At 66.9% G+C, this 15462-nt stretch carries 14 protein-coding genes and 2 tRNA genes; 7 read left to right on the forward strand and 9 right to left on the reverse strand.

The annotated features are described in order from the left end of the window. Positions 1-957: a prephenate dehydratase gene (gene pheA, locus GY24_RS08685; protein ID WP_104475276.1), complete on the forward strand. Its 957-nt coding sequence runs from the start codon at positions 1-3 to the stop codon at positions 955-957. 8 nt (positions 958-965) lie between these two features. Here the strand turns inward: pheA and GY24_RS08690 are convergent, their stop codons facing one another. Next, positions 966-1985 carry a diacylglycerol/lipid kinase family protein gene (locus GY24_RS08690; protein WP_104475277.1) on the reverse strand — a complete coding sequence of 340 codons (1020 nt, stop codon included), beginning with the start codon at positions 1983-1985 and terminating at the stop codon, positions 966-968. A gap of 100 nt (positions 1986-2085) precedes the next feature. Here GY24_RS08690 and serS point away from each other — a divergent pair, with 100 nt between their 5' ends. From serS to GY24_RS08715, 5 genes are all read left to right on the forward strand, one after another. Next, the gene (serS, locus tag GY24_RS08695; RefSeq protein ID WP_104475278.1) at positions 2086-3354 is read left to right on the forward strand and encodes a serine--tRNA ligase; all 1269 of its coding nucleotides are present in this window, start codon (positions 2086-2088) and stop codon (positions 3352-3354) included. Then, on the forward strand, positions 3351-4163 hold the full coding sequence (locus tag GY24_RS08700) for an HAD family hydrolase (RefSeq protein WP_104475279.1): 813 nt from the start codon (positions 3351-3353) through the stop codon (positions 4161-4163). The genes serS and GY24_RS08700 overlap by 4 nt, the downstream gene beginning before the upstream one ends. 174 nt (positions 4164-4337) lie before the next feature. Continuing rightward, positions 4338-4422: transfer RNA gene (locus GY24_RS08705), tRNA-Ser, on the forward strand. 72 nt (positions 4423-4494) lie between these two features. Then, the gene (locus GY24_RS08710; protein ID WP_104475280.1) at positions 4495-5742 is read left to right on the forward strand and encodes an LCP family protein; all 1248 of its coding nucleotides are present in this window, start codon (positions 4495-4497) and stop codon (positions 5740-5742) included. Positions 5743-5822: 80 nt separating this feature from the next. Beyond that, a tRNA-Ser gene (locus GY24_RS08715) sits at positions 5823-5913 on the forward strand. Positions 5914-6470: 557 nt separating this feature from the next. Here GY24_RS08715 and GY24_RS08720 read toward each other — a convergent pair. From GY24_RS08720 to GY24_RS08750, 7 genes are all read right to left on the reverse strand, one after another. Further along, complete coding sequence (locus GY24_RS08720) at positions 6471-7676, reverse strand: pyridoxal phosphate-dependent aminotransferase (RefSeq protein ID WP_104475281.1); 1206 nt, start codon at positions 7674-7676, stop codon at positions 6471-6473. Further along, a complete protein-coding gene (locus GY24_RS08725) occupies positions 7669-8514 on the reverse strand; it encodes an amino acid ABC transporter permease (protein ID WP_104475282.1) in 846 nt (281 codons plus the stop codon). Before GY24_RS08725 ends, GY24_RS08720 begins: the two co-directional genes overlap by 8 nt. Next, a complete protein-coding gene (locus GY24_RS08730; protein WP_083362581.1) occupies positions 8511-9155 on the reverse strand; it encodes an amino acid ABC transporter permease in 645 nt (214 codons plus the stop codon). Before GY24_RS08730 ends, GY24_RS08725 begins: the two co-directional genes overlap by 4 nt. A gap of 89 nt (positions 9156-9244) precedes the next feature. Further along, positions 9245-10138: a glutamate ABC transporter substrate-binding protein gene (locus GY24_RS08735; protein WP_104475283.1), complete on the reverse strand. Its 894-nt coding sequence runs from the start codon at positions 10136-10138 to the stop codon at positions 9245-9247. Between the two features lie 38 nt (positions 10139-10176). After that, positions 10177-10956, reverse strand: a complete 780-nt coding sequence (locus GY24_RS08740) for an amino acid ABC transporter ATP-binding protein (RefSeq protein ID WP_083362583.1) — start codon at positions 10954-10956, stop codon at positions 10177-10179. 102 nt (positions 10957-11058) lie between these two features. Next, positions 11059-11973: a 5-dehydro-4-deoxyglucarate dehydratase gene (gene kdgD, locus GY24_RS08745; RefSeq protein ID WP_104475284.1), complete on the reverse strand. Its 915-nt coding sequence runs from the start codon at positions 11971-11973 to the stop codon at positions 11059-11061. Between the two features lie 141 nt (positions 11974-12114). Beyond that, positions 12115-13011: a LysR family transcriptional regulator gene (locus GY24_RS08750; protein ID WP_161498712.1), complete on the reverse strand. Its 897-nt coding sequence runs from the start codon at positions 13009-13011 to the stop codon at positions 12115-12117. A 154-nt stretch (positions 13012-13165) separates the two neighbouring features. Here GY24_RS08750 and GY24_RS08755 point away from each other — a divergent pair, with 154 nt between their 5' ends. Continuing rightward, the gene (locus tag GY24_RS08755) at positions 13166-14620 is read left to right on the forward strand and encodes an aldehyde dehydrogenase (NADP(+)) (RefSeq protein WP_104475286.1); all 1455 of its coding nucleotides are present in this window, start codon (positions 13166-13168) and stop codon (positions 14618-14620) included. 112 nt (positions 14621-14732) lie between these two features. On the opposite strand, the gene GY24_RS08760 is transcribed toward GY24_RS08755, so the two are convergent. Then, on the reverse strand, positions 14733-15462 hold a 730-nt coding region (locus GY24_RS08760), incomplete at its 5' end, for a zinc-binding dehydrogenase (RefSeq protein WP_104475291.1).

A 15462-nucleotide genomic window follows, 5' to 3' on the forward strand; every position in this document is an offset into this window, starting at 1 on the left:
ATGCCTGCACTCCACACCCAGCCGACCGAGGTCAGTTACAGCTATCTGGGCCCGGCAGGCACCTTTACCGAGGCGGCGCTGAAGCAGGTTCCGGATGCCGCGGGCAAGACCTGGCACGCCGTGAACAATGTCGGAGAGGCGCTCGCCGACGTCGTCTCCGGGCGCAGCACCGCGGCGATGATCGCCATGGAGAACTCCGTCGAGGGCGGCGTCTCCGCCACCCAGGACGCCCTGGCGAACATGCCCGGCCTGCGCATCATCGGCGAGTACCTGGTGCCGGTGCGCTTCGAGCTGGTCGCCCGGCCCGGCACCGCGCTGGCCGACGTGCGCACCATCAACGCGCACCCCGTCGCCTACGCCCAGTGCGGCACCTGGCTGAACCAGGCGCTGCCCGGCCACGGCCACATCCCGGCGTCCAGCAACGTGGCCGCCGCCGCGACCCTGCTGCACGGCAGCCTCGCGGATGCCGCGATCGCCCCGATCGGCATCACCGAGCACTACCCGCTCGACGTGCTGGCCGACAACATCGGCGACAACAACAACGCCGTCACCCGCTTCGTGCTGGTCAGCCGCAGCCGCGTCCTCCCCGCGCCCACCGGCGCCGACAAGACCAGCCTCATCGTCGAGCTGCCGGACGACGTCTCCGGCTCGCTGCTCGGCATGCTCGAGCAGTTCTCGACCCGCGGCGTGAACCTCAGCCTGATCGAATCCCGGCCGATCGGCGACGCCCTCGGCCGCTACCGCTTCATCATCGACGCCGACGGCCACATCAGCGACGAGCGGATGGCCGACGCGCTGCTCGGCCTGCGCCGGTTCAGCCCGAACGTGCTCTTCCTGGGCTCCTACCCGCGCGCGGACAAGCAGGCCATCGAGTTCACGTCCCGCTACGACGACGCGATCTTCGTCGAGGCCCGCCAGTGGCTGGCCGGGCTGCTCGACCCGACTGCGGAGGGTTAGCCCGCCGGTTACTGCGCGCGCGGCACCCGCAACAGCAGCGCGCCGGCATCCGTCTTGAAGCCGACGGCCGTCGCGACGCCGAACTCGTCGCCGTCGATCTCCAGCTCCTGCGCGCCGTCTTCGACGCGCAGCTCGATGGCCGTGCCGCGCAGGTAGACCATCTCGCTGCGCTTGTCGCCGCCGGTCAGGTCGAGGAACTGCCGGCCGACCGAGGTCTTGCGCAGCACCCGGTTCTCCCAGGCCACCCGGCGCCAGATCATCAGCCAGCCCCAGGCGTTCTTCGGCTGCAGCACGGCGACGTCGAGGAAGCCGTCGTCCAGCTCGGCATCCGGGATCAGCTCGATGTTGCCCGGCAGCATGCCGAGGTTGGCCACCAGCACGGTGGCGACCCGCACCCGGTGGGAGTGTCTGCCCTCCATGCGATAGTGCAGGTGGAAGGGCTTGGACATGGGCAGAATTCGCAGTCCCGCATCGATGTAGGCCAGCCAGCCGACGCGCTTCTTCAGCGCCGGGTCGGTGTTGGAGATCATCGCGGCGTCGATGCCCACCCCGCTCATCACGAGCGAGACGTGCTGCTCGGTGCTGGAGTCCGGCCGGGTCACGTCGACCAGCAGGGCGTCGATGGGCCGCTCGGCGCCGGTGAAGGCGATGTCGAGCGCGGCCGGAACGTCGTTCACGGGAATCTCGAGGTTGCGCGCGAGCAGGTTGCCGGTGCCGGCGGGCACGATGCCCATGGCGGTGCCGGTTCCGCGCATGCCCTCGGCCACCGAGCGCACCGTGCCGTCGCCGCCGGCGGCGATCACCAGCGGCAGCCGCATGGCCACAGCGCGCTCGGCCATGCTCCGGCCCGGGTCGTCGGCTTCGGTCTCCAGCCAGACGGATGCCGCCCAGCCGTGCCGTTTCTCGGCCTGGCGCACCGCCTTCTTCAGCTCGTCCACGCCGCTCTTGCTCGGGTTGAAGACGATCGCGGCGCGCGGCTTGGCGGCGGCGACGGGAGCCGCGGCATCCGGACTACTCAGGGTGGGCACGACACAAAGCTACGGCATTGGGGCGCGCGGGCCCGGAGCTGGCGGGGCGCGCCCGCCCCGGCGCGGCACTGGCGGGTGAGGCGATTGGTAGACTGACCCGGTGATTGATCCCGTACTGCTGCGCGAAAACCCCGATCTCATCAAGGCCTCACAGGAGGCACGCGGTGATTCTGTCGAGCTGGTCGATGAGGCGCTCGCCGCCGATTCCGAGCGCCGCGCCGCAATCGCGCTGTTCGAGCAGCTCCGCAGCGAGCAGAACGTCTTCAGCAAGAAGGTCGGCCGCGCCGCTCCGGAGGAGAAGAAGGCGCTGCTCGCCGAGGTGCAGGAGCTCTCCGCGCGGGTCAAGGCCGCCAGCGCCGCCGCCGGCGAGGCCGAGGCGCGCTTCACCACGGCGATCCGCGCCATCGGCAACCCCATCATCGACGGCGTCCCGGCCGGCGGTGAGGACAACTTCGTCACGCTGCGCACCCACGGCGACACCCCGGCGTTCGACTTCGAGCCGCGCGACCACCTGGAGCTCGGCGAGCTGCTCGGCGCCATCGACATGGCCCGCGGGGCCAAGGTCAGCGGCGCCCGCTTCTACTTCCTCAAGGGCATCGGCGCCCGCCTCGAGATCGCGCTGATGAACATGGCGCTGGACCGGGCGCTCTCCGCCGGGTTCACCCCGCTCATCACGCCCACGCTGGTGCGCCCCGAGATCATGGACGGCACCGGGTTCCTCGGCGAGCACTCCGACGAGATCTACTACCTGCCCGCCGACGACCTCTACCTGACCGGCACCAGCGAGGTCGCCCTCGCCGGCTACCACTCCGACGAGATCCTCGACCTGTCGGCCGAGCCGCTCCGTTACGCCGGCTGGTCCACCTGCTACCGCCGCGAGGCCGGCTCGGGCGGCAAGGACACCCGCGGCATCATCCGCGTGCACCAGTTCAACAAGCTGGAGATGTTCGCCTACGTGCTGCCCGAGAACGCCGAGGCCGAGCACGACCGCCTCGTCGCCCTGCAGGAGGACATGCTGCAGGCCCTCGGCCTCAGCTACCGCGTCATCGACGTCGCCGCCGGCGACCTCGGCTCCAGCGCGGCCCGCAAGTTCGACATCGAGGCCTGGGTTCCCACCCAGGGCGCCTACCGCGAGCTGACCAGCACGAGCAACTGCACCACCTACCAGGCGCGCCGCCTCGACATCCGCTACCGCACCGACTCGGGCAAGACCACCCCGGTCGCCACCCTGAACGGCACGCTGGCCACCACGCGCTGGATCGTCGCCATCCTCGAGACGCACCAGCAGGCCGACGGCTCGGTCATCGTCCCGGAGGCGCTGCGGCCCTACCTCGGCGGCCTCGAGAAGATGGAGCCGCTCCAGCGATGACTTCCCCCCGGTGGCTCGTTGCCCTCGACGTCGACGGAACGATTCTGCACGAAGACGAGACGCTGACGGATGCCGTCCGCGACGCCATCGGGGCCACCCAGGCGGCCGGCCACGAGGTCACCCTCGCCACGGGGCGCAGCTGGGAGAGCTGCTGGCAGCTGATGGAGAAGATCGGCCTCACGCCGGAGTACGTGGTCTGCGCGAACGGCGCCCTGATCATGCAGCGCGACGCCGCCGCGCCGCACGGCTACCGCCGGGCGCACGTTGAGACCTTCGACCCGAAGCCCGTGCTCGACCGCATCCGCGACCACCTGCCGGAGGGCCGGTTCATGGTCGAGGATGCCGAGGGCTACCGCTTCTACACCGACGGCATGCTCGACTGGAACCTCGAGAAGGCGCGCAAGGTCGAGTTCGACGAGCTGAGCGATTCGCCGGCGACCCGCGTCGTCGTGCTCTCGCCCGACCACGACCTCGAGGAATTCCTCAGCATCGTCGCGGGCATGGGCCTGCACCAGGTGACCTACTCGGTGGGTTGGACGGCCTGGTTGGACATCGCGCCGGAGGGCGTGAACAAGGCCACCGCCCTGGAGCGGGTGCGCGAAGCGCTCGGCATCCCGCGCTCCCAGCTGCTGGTCGCCGGCGACGGGCGCAACGACATCGACATGTTCGAGTGGGCCAGGGCCGAGGGGCGGGCCGTCGCGATGGGCCAGGCGCCGGAGGAAGTCCGGGACGCCGCGAGTGAGGTCACCGGCAGCATCGAGGCCGACGGCCTCGCCACCGTTCTGCAGGCGTTCGCCGCCGGAAACTGAGCGCGCGCCGCTGCGCAGTTGCTGCGAAAAAGCCGGGAACTGGCGGTACAGGTGCCGGGATCCAGTGTGCGCGCAGGATCGACTGGCATCCTAGAAATCCTGCGTTCAGCTAGAATCGGGCCTTGTTCGTTTCTTTCAGTCGTCGTTCGCGAACGAGGATGATGGAAGTGTTCGGGAGGGCTGTCCGAGCGGCCGATGGAGCCAGTCTTGAAAACTGGTGGGCAGAAATGTCTCGTGGGTTCGAATCCCACGCCCTCCGCACTGTGTGCTTCGGGCACTTTATGAAGGGAAGTCAGTGAGCGAAGAGTTGCGCCCCCGCAGTCGCCGGTCGATGAGAACGCCGACGATTGCCCGGCACGGTCGACTGAAGAAGTCGAACCCATTCGCCACCATCACACGGTTCCTCGCCGCTGCTCTCGCCGTGCTCATGGTCAGCGGGGCATCCGTCGCCGCCATCGCCGCGTACGACCTCGCCGCGAGCGTCAAGCCCGGCGTCGAGCTGGTCGGCGACGACACCCCGGTCTCGATCCCGAAGATCGGCGCCTGGGAGGGCGGGCTCAACCTGCTCCTGGTCGGCAGCGACAGCCGCAAGGGCCAGGACCCGGCCTTCGGCGAAGACGACACCGGTGACCTCAACGACGTCACCATGCTCCTGCACGTGTCCGCCGATCACTCCAGCGCCACCGTGGTGAGCTTCCCGCGCGACATGTACGTGCCGATCCCGTCCTGCCCCGACCCGGAGGACGAGGACAACCCCTACCCGTCGATGAGCTACCAGAAGATCAACACCACGCTCAGCTACGGCGGACTGCCCTGCACCGTGCTCACGGTGGAAGAGCTCACCGGCCTCGACATCCGCTTCGCTGCCGAGGTGCAGTTCAGTGGCGTCATCGCCATGTCCAACGCCGTCGGTGGCGTGCCGGTCTGCGTCGGCGCACGCATCGAAGACGAGTACACGGGAATCTTCCTCGACCCGGGCGAGCACACGCTGATGGGCGTCGACGCGCTGCAGTTCCTGCGCACCCGCCACGGCGTCGGCGACGGCAGCGACCTCACCCGCATCGGCAACCAGCAGGTGTTCCTCTCCTCGCTGATGCGCACCATCAAGAGCGCAGACACGCTCAGCGACCCCGCCAAGCTCTACTCGCTGGCCAAGGCGGCCCTCAGTAACGTGGTGCTCTCCACCCAGCTGCAGAACGTTGACAACATGGTTGCCATCGCGATGGCCCTCAAGGACATCCCGCTCGAGCAGATCAACTTCGTGCAGTACCCGACCGGCTCCGTCGACGGTGGTGTTGAGCCGAACGTGGAGGCCGCAGACGCGCTGCTCGCGGCGCTCGCCACCGACCAGCCGATCCAGCTCGGCGGCGCGACGGGCGGCACCCTGCCCGACCCGAACGCTCCGGTCGACCCGAACGCGACGATCGACGCCAGCGCCGTCGACGCGGACGGTGCGGTTGTTCCGGATGCCGTGACCGACCCCGCTGCGCCCGGCGCGACCGTGCTGCCGAGCGACATCCTGGGCCAAAGCGCCGGTCAGTACACCTGCTCCGACGGCCGCACGCTCGACGACCAGTAGTTCGGAAGCCGCGATGGTCAAAACCGCTCCAAAAAGCGGATATGATTGTCGTCGTGTGTTCGCCTCGGCAAGCACGCAGAGGAACCGTCGCATAGTTCGGCCTAGTGCACCACCCTGCTAAGGTGGAGTACCCTTTACAGGGTACCGTGGGTTCAAATCCCACCGGTTCCGCACTTCACAAAACCCCCGCCTCGGCGGGGGTTTTTGCGTGAGTGGCCTGACTGGCCCAGCGCAGCAGGAAGCCCGCTCCGCAGGCTCGAGGGGGCTGCCGAACGATCGTGCGGTTGCCTCCAAGTAGCCCCCCACGGGCGGGAGAGAAGTGCGTTTGTTGGCAGTGCGGTGAGAGTTTCTTGCCTCGAAAGCGAGAACTGCAGAGTCATGCCGCGCACTGCACTGCCCATCCCAAGAGATGCCGAAACCGCCCGCACCCGCTTCTTCGCGAAGTCGACCACTCGCCGCACGGCGGCGTTCGTAAGCGGCAGCGCTCTGCTGCTGGGTCTGATCTTCGGCAACGCGGCAGCTCGGTGGCCGGTGCCAGCGGCTCCGCGGCGATCGCAGAGTTGAAGTCCGCGTTCGGACAGTCCGAAGCGGCAGCGTTCGATTCAATCGCTCACCTCGGGGCCGACGAGGAGTCACGACGGCTACGGAAGGCGGGTCGAGTGTCGCCGGATCCCGGCATGCGGTCTGGATTTCGGCGGTGCGCTAGCGGGAACGGCGTCTGAGAGTGCTCAGAAGTGGCGCGCCAGGAAGTGCCTGATCCGCTCCAGGCCCTCGACGAGCTGGGAGTCATCGAGTGCATAGGAGAACCGCAAATGGCCAGGCGCGCCGAAGGCCTCGCCGGGAACGACTGCCACGTCGACTTCCTCCAGCAGCAAGGTCGAGAGCTGGAGGGTGCTGGTCACCGGATCGCCGTTGAGCTTCAATGTTCCGTCGAGCACGGCGCGCACATCCGGGAAGATGTAGAAGGCGCCGAGCGGTCTCGGGACAACGAACCCGGGAACGGTCTGGAGGATGTCGTATGCGATCAGCCGTCTCCGGTTGAAGACCGCACGCATCTGCCCGGGAAAGTCGCTGTCATCGGCGAGAGCGGCGAGCGCGGCGCGCTGAGAGATGTTCGAAACGTTCCCGGTGGTGTGCGACTGGAAGTTCTTGACCGCCTCGATGACTGCGGGCGTCGAGATCGCCCAGCCGAGGCGCCAACCGGTCAGCACGTGGCTCTTCGCCAGCCCGTTCACGATGATGAGCTGATCGCGCGGCACGAAACGTGAAATCGAGGTGAAGGAGGCCGCGTCGTAGACGAAGTCGTGGTAGATCTCATCGGACATCACCCAGATGCGATTCTCGGTCACCCAGCGGCCGATCGCTCGGATCTCGTCCTCGGTGTAGACGGAGCCGGTGGGGTTTGACGGCGAGGTGAAGATGAGCAACTTGGTGCGCGACGTCCTGGCGCGCTCCAGCTGGGCCACGGTGGTCTTGTAGCCAGACTCCGAGTCTGTCTCGACGGGCACGGTGATGCCGCCGGCGAGCTTGATCTGCTCGGGATAGCTCGTCCAATAGGGCGCGGGGAGAATGACTTCGTCGCCGGGGTTGAGCACGGCCGAGAGGGTGTTGAAGATCGCCTGCTTGCCCCCATTGGCCACTGCCACGTCGGCGGCGGAGAAGGATGTTCCGCTGTATTCGCTCGTGTACTCGGCGATCGCGGCGCGAAGCTCCGGAAGCCCCGTCGGGCCGCTGTAGTGGTGGTTCCTTGGCTCATCGATCGCCCGCTTGGCCGCCTCGGTGATGAAGGCGGGGGTGTCGAAGTCCGGCTCGCCGGCGCCGAATGCGATGACGGGCCGCCCCTGGCTCGAGTACAGCTTGGCCAATGCGTCGATTGCCTGGGGTGCCGACTCCGACACGGAAGCCAGGAGTCGAGACACGGTCAGATCAGTCATTGCGCTTCACTTTCTTCGGGGTGCCGGATGAACTCGACCACTTCTGCACCCGCACCGCCACGTAGGAGAGCGCGAGGCAGAGCGCGACGTAGATGGAGCCCATGACCATGGCCGCGGGGATGATGGGGCTGCCGTACTGCATCTGGGTTCCGTAGAACTTCGCCAGATAGAGCAGCTCGGGGTAGGTGACCATGAAGCCGAGGGCAGTGTCTTTGAGGGCCACGACGAGCTGGGAGATAATTGCGGGCAGCATGTTGCGGATCGCCTGCGGGGCCAGGATGACGGCGAGCACCTGCCCCTTGCGCAGCCCAATCGCGGCACCGGCCTCCGACTGGCCCTTGGGCAGCGAGTTGAGGCCCGCCCGGAAGATCTCGGCAAAGACAGAACCGTTGTAGATGGCGAGCCCCACCGTCACCGCGATGAATGGTGTGACGAAGGTGGCGCCCAGCACCGGCAGCCCGTAGTAGATCAGCATCATCAGCACGAGCAGCGGGATTGCGCGGAACGTCTCGGTGAGCCACGTGACGGAGGTGCGGACCCACCGCGCCGGTGAGAGCCGGCCCAGGAGGAGCAGCACGCCGAGGATGAGGGCGAGAATCGCCCCGGTGGCGAAGGCGCGGAGGGTCGACCCGGTGGTTTCCAGAATCTCGCGTTGGACGAGCGGGAAGGTGAAGAGTTCCCACTTGGCCGCCGCGAACTGTCCCGACTTGTAGAGCTGAACGACAATGAAGCCGAGGATGAGCGCGACGACGGTGATCGTGACGAATCCGGCGATGTTGCTCTTGCGTCGTCCCTTGGGGCCGAGCACGTCGAAGAGGTCTTGGGTGGCGTAGCTCACGATTGCGCCCACTTTCTTTCGAACTTTCGTTGCACGGCAGCCAGGCCCATGACGAGCAGGAAGAAGAAGAATGCCACCCACAAGAGGGTGGCGAGGAGGTTCTCGCCGCGCTCCGACATGTTGGCGGAAATTGCCCCGGCCTGCATGACGGAGAAGCCGCTCGCGACCGTGGTGTTCTTGAGCAGGGCGATGAAGACGCTGATCAGTGGCGGCACGACGTTGCGGAAAGCCTGCGGGACGAGCACGACGGTGATGACCTGGTCGAATGTGAGGCCGATCGCACGGGCCGCCTCGGTCTGCCCAACGTGGATGGAGTTGATTCCGGAACGGAAGACCTCGGCAACATAGCTGGCGGTGTAGAGCACGAGCGCGATGATCGCGAGAGTCGTGTAGTCCAGCGCCGGAAGGCCGAGCTTGGGGTACCCGAGCGCGAAGAACATCATCAGCAGCGCGAGGGGCGTGTTCCTCAGTAGGTTGACGTACGTCGTGCCGACCGCTCGCATCGACGAGGAGGGCGAGATTCGCAGCACACCGATGACCACGCCGAGCAGTAGCGAGAACACCGCTGAGACGGCAAACATGAGCACCGTGTTCGCGAACCCCAGGACAAACAGGTCGAGGTTGTTGAGGAGAACATCCATGGGGGGAATCCGTTCCGTAAACTGCTGAGCGTGCAGGGAGAGAGCCGCCGGGGGCGCGGCCCTCTCCCCGTCATGTGGTCTGTGGCGACCTAGTAGTTGTCGACCTCTGCCGGCTCGAGCTCGACGCCCGAGGTGCCCAGAGTCTTGTCGTAGATCGCCTTCCAGACATCGGGGTTCTCGACGAGCAGATTGTTGACGAAGTGGCGCAGGGCGGTGTCGCCCTTGGCGATGCCGATGCCGAAGCCTTCGTTCGTGAACGGCTTGCCCACGACCTTCAGCTCGTCGGGGGCCAGCGTGACGTAGCCGATGAGGAGGGCCTCATCGGTGGTCACCGCATCGACCTGGTTGCTGAGCAGCGCATCGACGCACTGCGCCATGTTGTCGAACTCGACCGTTTCGACATCGGGGTGGTTCGTCTTGATGTACTGGATCGGTGTGGAACCGGTGATCGAGCACACCTTGTGCCCGGCGAGGTCTGACTCGCCCGCGATGGAGGTGTTGTCCTTGCGCACGAGGATGCTCTGACCGGTGGTCATGTACGGTCCGGCGAAATCGACGAGCTCTTTGCGCTTGTCGGAGATCGTGTACATGCCGACGATGAGGTCCACGTCGCCGTTGCTCAGCGACTGCTCCCGGCTCTGGCTCGGGATCGTGACGAACTCAATGCTCTCCTTGGCGAAGCCGAGCTCGGCGGCGAGCCAGGTGGCTAGCTCGATGTCGAAGCCGGAGCGATCCCCGGTGGCAGAATCGCGCACGCCAAAGCCCGGCTGGTCTTCCTTGACCCCGAGAACAATGGTCCCGTTCTTCGTCATCGCGTCGAAGGTGGGGCTGCCGTCGATGGTGACGCTCGACGCCACGGGGGACTCTGCGTCGGCCTTGACTGCATCCTCCTCGGGCGCCGCGGCGGTCGATGCGCACGCGCTCAGCATCAGTCCAGCGATTGCGGCTCCGGCGATCGCGATGGATAGGCGTTTTGTGATCATGGTTTCTCCTCGGGGGTGTGGCTTGGGGGTGATGGGGTCTAGCGGGCCAACACTTTCTGAAGAAAGTCACGGGCGCGCGTGGTTTTGGGGGCGGAGAAGAACTCGGTGGGAGTGGCCTCTTCGACGATCTGGCCGTCCGCCATGAAGATGATGCGGTCGGCGGCCTCGCGGGCAAAGCCCATTTCGTGAGTCACGGTGACCATCGTCATGCCGGTCTTCGCGAGCGCGAGCATCACGTCGAGGACTTCGCTGACCATCTCAGGGTCAAGTGCGCTCGTCGGCTCGTCGAAGAGCATCAGCTTGGGGCCCATCGCGAGGGCACGGGCGATGGCGACGCGCTGCTGTTGGCCGCCCGAGAGCTGGCTGGGCATCTTGTCGGCTTGGTCGGCGACTCCCACGCGGTCCAGGTGTTCGAGCGCGAGCGCGCGGGCATCCGACTTCTTGGTCCGGCGCACCATCACCGGCCCGAGCATCACGTTCTCGAGCACAGTCTTGTGCGCGAACAAGTTGAAGGATTGGAACACCATTCCGACATCGGCGCGCAACGTCGCCAGTTCGCGCCCCTCGTCAGGCAATGCGACGCCATCAATGAAGATGTCGCCCGAGCTGATCGTCTCCAGGCGGTTGATGGCGCGGCAGAGGGTCGACTTGCCCGCGCCCGACGGACCGATGAGGGCAACGATCTCTCCGCGATTGACGATGGTGTTGACGTCGCGAAGCACGTGATTCTCACCATAGAACTTGTTCACCTTGTTGAGGATCACGAGCGGATTCGTCGCCGTCAGCGAGGGTATCGAGACTGTGTTGTTGAGATCCATTACCTGCGTGCTCATTTCCGGGTCGGTGTCCGTCGGACCGGCCTGCCGGGGGCGCGTCGGATGACGCGGGCGGCAGGCCAGGCCGGGGAAGGATGGGTGCGGCTACTGCACCCGCTGGATGAGAGCGCGCAATGACTCGTTCTCTGCTTCAGTGAGGTCGGTCAACGGGGGGCGGACGCGGCCGATCTCACGACCGGTCACGTTGAGGCCCGCCTTGATGATCGACACCGCGTACCCCTGCTTGCGGTCGCGGATCTCCAAGAACGGCAGCACGAAGTCGCGCAGGCCGGCGAAGACGAAGTCGTGGTCGCGGGCGCGGACGGCCGCGTAAAAGCTCAGCGCGAACTCGGGAACGAAGTTGAACATGGCCGACGAGTAGGTGGTCACGCCGAGCTCGAGGTAGGGGAGTGCGAAGGTCTCGGCAGTCGGAAGCCCGCCGATGTAGATCAGGCGATCGCCGAGTTGGCTGTAGATCCTCGTCATCTGGTCGATGCTGCCGACGCCGTCCTTGAAACCGATGAGGTTCCGATTGCGCTCAGCGACACGGGCGACGGTGTCGGCCTGCAGTGACATGTTGGCGCGGCTGTACACGACGACACCCAGGCTGGTGCTCGCGCAGACGCCCTCGATGTACGCGGCCAGGCCATCCTGCGACGCCTCCGTGAGGTAGGGCGGGAACAACAGGATCCCGGCGGCCCCGGCCTGTTCGGCGATGCGGGCCTGCTCGATCGCGTTCGGCAGCGAGCCGCCGGCCGGTGCGAGGACGGGGACCCGTTCGGACGCCTCGTCGACGGCGGCGGTGACGACGCGCGAAATCTCGTCGTTGGTCAGCGAGAAGAACTCGCCAGTCCCTCCGGCGGCGAACAGCCCGGCAACATCGTGGCTGCTCATCCAGGCGACGTGCTCGCGGTATCGCTTCTCGTCGAAGCTGAGGTCATCGGCAAAAGCTGTCACCGGGAAGGAGAGGAGACCGCTCCCTATTTTTGCCGCAAGGTCTTCCGGGCTGTACGCAGTCAAAGTCACGTCATCCTTTGTTTTGAGGTGATGAGTCGGGGAGTGGCTTCCCGACGGTTGTCTCAGCGTAAGGATCACAACATGCCTCATCAACAGCACTTTTGAATGCTCCAATACCTTTCCAGCATGGCTGGGGTGCGGCGCTCACACGAGTGCGGCGGAGCTGAGCCGTTCCAAGGCGGTTCGGGTGGGTCGGAGGGCAGGATTGGTGTTATCCCTCCGCCAGATGGCGTGCAAGTGCACGATGGGCTCACGGTTCTCGGCGATGCTGCGGTAGGCGATGCCTGACATGCCCAGCCGCGTGGCGGACGCAGGAACGAGAGCGATGCCCTTGTTGGCGGCGACCAGGCTCAGCATGCTGTGCACCTGCGTGATCTCCTGGCTGGGCACGGTGTTCACCGTCGCGAGCACCGTATCGACGAGGCTGCGAAAGTACCGTGCCTCGTGTGGCGAGTAAGTGAGGATCTTCTCTCCGCTCAGCTCCTCCACCGAGAGGGGGCGGGTCGTGACTGCGAGTGGATGTTTGCTGCCGATCGCGGCAACGAGCGCTTCGCGCCGGACGAGGGTGGAAACGAGATCGGGTGACGGTGGCGTTTCGCGCACGAACCCGATGTCCACGGAGCCTCGGAGCACCGCGGCGATCTGATCCCGGGACACCATCTCGTGAATGTCGACGCGCAGTTCGGGTGCCACCGCGTCGATGTTGGCGAGAATGTCGCCGAGCAGGCCCATGATCCCTGTCGCGGTGATGCCGATCTTGATCTCACCGGCTTCCCCGTCTGCGATGCGCCTGGCGGTGTTCCTGGATGCCTCGGCGATGCTCAGGATCTTCGCCGCCTCGTCGCGGAAGGCCGCGCCGGCGGCGGTCAGGCGCACGCTCTTCTTGCTCCGGTCGAACAACGAGAATCCCAGTTCGCCCTCAAGTTTCTGGATCTGCCGGCTGAGCGGCGGCTGCGTCATGTTGAGATGCTCGGCCGCGCGGCTGAAATGGAGTTCATCGGCAAGCACGATGAAGCTTCGGAGCTGGTCAAAAGTGAACATGGCCTCTTCATTGGGGTCAGTGCTCGCCGCAGTGGTTGATCCGGCGATACCTTCGCAGCATAACCCAATGCGTTTTTGGGCTTGGCGCCTCATGAACGCTTCGACCTAGCATGGGCCGGGATACGCACCGAAGCAGCCGGCAGGAGAACACACCATGGCAGACGCAACCACGGCCCGAGACGTCGAACAGATCGCGATTGGGGCGGACCGGGCGGCAGATGTCTGGGCGTCTACGAGTGCCACCGAGCGAGGTCGCGTGCTCAGGGCTGTCGCAGACGCCCTTGACGATGCCGCTGGCGAGCTCATCCCGCTCGCGATGGCCGAGACGAACCTCGCTGAGGGACGACTCGCCGGCGAGCTGCGACGCACGACGTTCCAGCTCCGGATCTTCGCCGAGACGCTCGAGGAGGGCGGCTACCTCGATGTGCGCATCGACCACGCGGATGACGCCTGGCCGATGGGCGCGCCGCGCCCCGACCTGCGCCGCTCGCTGATCTCGGTCGGCCCGGTCGTCGTCTTCGCGGCCAGCAACTTTCCGTTTGCGTTCTCCGTTGCCGGAGGCGACACCGCCTCCGCGCTTGCCGCCGGCTCCTCGGTGATTCTCAAGGCGCATTCCGGGCATCCGGGTCTCTCCCGGCGCACCGCCGAGATTGTTGGCGACGCCCTCGCCGGCGCCGGCGCCCCCGCGGGGGTCTTCACGGTCATCTTCGGCACCGAGGCCGGCCGGCTCGCCTTGCAGCACCCGCTCGTGAAGGCGGGTGCATTCACCGGGTCCATCGCCGGTGGTCGCGCACTCTTCGACCTCGCCCAGTCCCGCCCCGAGCCCATCCCCTTCTATGGGGAGCTCGGAAGCGTCAATCCCGTCTTCGTCACCCGCGCTGCCGCCTCGGCCAGGGGCGAGAGCATTGCGGAGGAGTTCGTGGGATCCTTCACCCTCGGTGCCGGTCAGTTCTGCACGAAGCCGGGCATCCTCTTCGTGCCTCGCGCCTCTGACCTGGCGTCCCGTCTTGCGGGAAGCACGTTGCCGCCGGCGGCGAAGCTGCTCAACGCGCGCATCCAGTCCGGCTTCCTCGACGCGCTCGCCGACGTGCGGAGCCATGCCGCGGTGCGGGTGTTGTGCGCGCGCGACGATGCGTCCGACGGGCCGCCCGCCCCCAGCCTCTTGGCGACCGACATCGCCGCACTGTTGGACGATCCGCAGGCCCTCCTGGCGGAGGTCTTCGGGCCGGCGGCACTGGTCGTCGAGTACGACGACGAAGCGCAGCTCCTCGAGGTCGCCAGAGTCCTGGAGGGCCAGCTCACCGCAACCATCGTGGGGGAGGACGAGGACCAGATCGCGCCCGAGTTGATCCGTTTGCTGGCCAAGAAGGCCGGCCGGGTCCTCTGGAACCAGTGGCCGACGGGGGTCTCGGTGACCTACGCGCAGCAGCATGGCGGGCCATACCCGGCCACCACCGCTTCGGCATCCACCTCGGTGGGCACCGCGGCGATCACTCGCTTCCTGCGGCCGGTGGCCTTCCAAGGGCTCCCTCAACACCTACTGGCGGCCGAGCTGCGCGATGAGAACGAGCTCGGGATCCGCCGTCGTGTCAACGGCGTGCTCGGCTAGGCCCGCGCCCGTTCCCTGAGCGGCACCTGCACGCAGCCGCCCCTGGGCGGCATCCAGAAACGCGTTTGGCCCCACCCCCTGCTCGGGTGTGGGGCCAAACGGCCTGCGCCGGCTACGCCCGCAGGAGCACCTTGCCGACCCGGCCGGGCTCGGCGCTGGCGGCGGCGGCCGCCGTGATGTCGCCGAAGTCGAATGTGGCGGCGACGGGCAGTGTCAGGGTGCCGTCGAGCACGCGCCCGATCAGCTCCTGGAAGAGCTGTCCCTTGAGCTCTGCCGGCATCTCGCGGCTGACCACGCTGCCCCAGAAGCCCGTGACGGTGATCTGCTTGAAGATGACGTCGCCGGAGGAGAGCTCGAGCTTCGGCGATGCCATGGCCCCGAACACGACGAGGGTGCCGTTCGCCGCCAGCGTGGACAGGACGTCGCCCGCGGCGGCGCCGCCGACGGAGTCGATGCCCACTCGGATGCCGGCACCTTCCGTGAGCGCGGCGAGCTCAGTGCGCCAGTGCTCAGAATCGGTGGAGATGACCTGCTCGATCCCCTGGGCGCGCAGCTCTTCGACGCCCTCGGCGCGGCGAACGAGGCCGACGACGTTGATTCCGCGAGCCGCCCCGAGCTGGGCGACCATGCGGCCCACCGCGCCGTTGGCGGCATTCTGGATGAGCCAGTCGCCCGGCTGCAGATCAAGCGAGTGCAGAAGGCTGAGCGCGCTGAACGGCATGGAGACGAGTTGCGCGGCGGCCTCGTCGGAAAGCGCCTCCGGGACGGGGATGAGCGCCGACGCGGGGGCGACGAAGTAGTCGGCCCACACTCCGAACGTCCCGCCGGTGGTGACGCGCTGG

Source organism: Microterricola pindariensis, assembly GCF_002936985.1.
Classification (GTDB): Bacteria; Actinomycetota; Actinomycetes; order Actinomycetales; family Microbacteriaceae; genus Microterricola; species Microterricola pindariensis.

Excerpts from the sequence above, each read along its gene's own strand:
- GY24_RS08710 (WP_104475280.1), top strand. The coding sequence starts at position 4,495 with ATGAGAACGCCGACGATTGCCCGGCACGGTCGACTGAAGAAGTCGAAC.
- GY24_RS08755 (WP_104475286.1), top strand. The coding sequence starts at position 13,166 with ATGGCAGACGCAACCACGGCCCGAGACGTCGAACAGATCGCGATTGGG.
- GY24_RS08730 (WP_083362581.1), bottom strand. The coding sequence starts at position 9,155 with ATGGATGTTCTCCTCAACAACCTCGACCTGTTTGTCCTGGGGTTCGCG.
- GY24_RS08740 (WP_083362583.1), bottom strand. The coding sequence starts at position 10,956 with ATGGATCTCAACAACACAGTCTCGATACCCTCGCTGACGGCGACGAAT.
- GY24_RS08750 (WP_161498712.1), bottom strand. The coding sequence starts at position 13,011 with ATGTTCACTTTTGACCAGCTCCGAAGCTTCATCGTGCTTGCCGATGAA.
- pheA (WP_104475276.1), top strand. The coding sequence starts at position 1 with ATGCCTGCACTCCACACCCAGCCGACCGAGGTCAGTTACAGCTATCTG.
- GY24_RS08700 (WP_104475279.1), top strand. The coding sequence starts at position 3,351 with ATGACTTCCCCCCGGTGGCTCGTTGCCCTCGACGTCGACGGAACGATT.
- GY24_RS08735 (WP_104475283.1), bottom strand. The coding sequence starts at position 10,138 with ATGATCACAAAACGCCTATCCATCGCGATCGCCGGAGCCGCAATCGCT.
- GY24_RS08720 (WP_104475281.1), bottom strand. The coding sequence starts at position 7,676 with ATGACTGATCTGACCGTGTCTCGACTCCTGGCTTCCGTGTCGGAGTCG.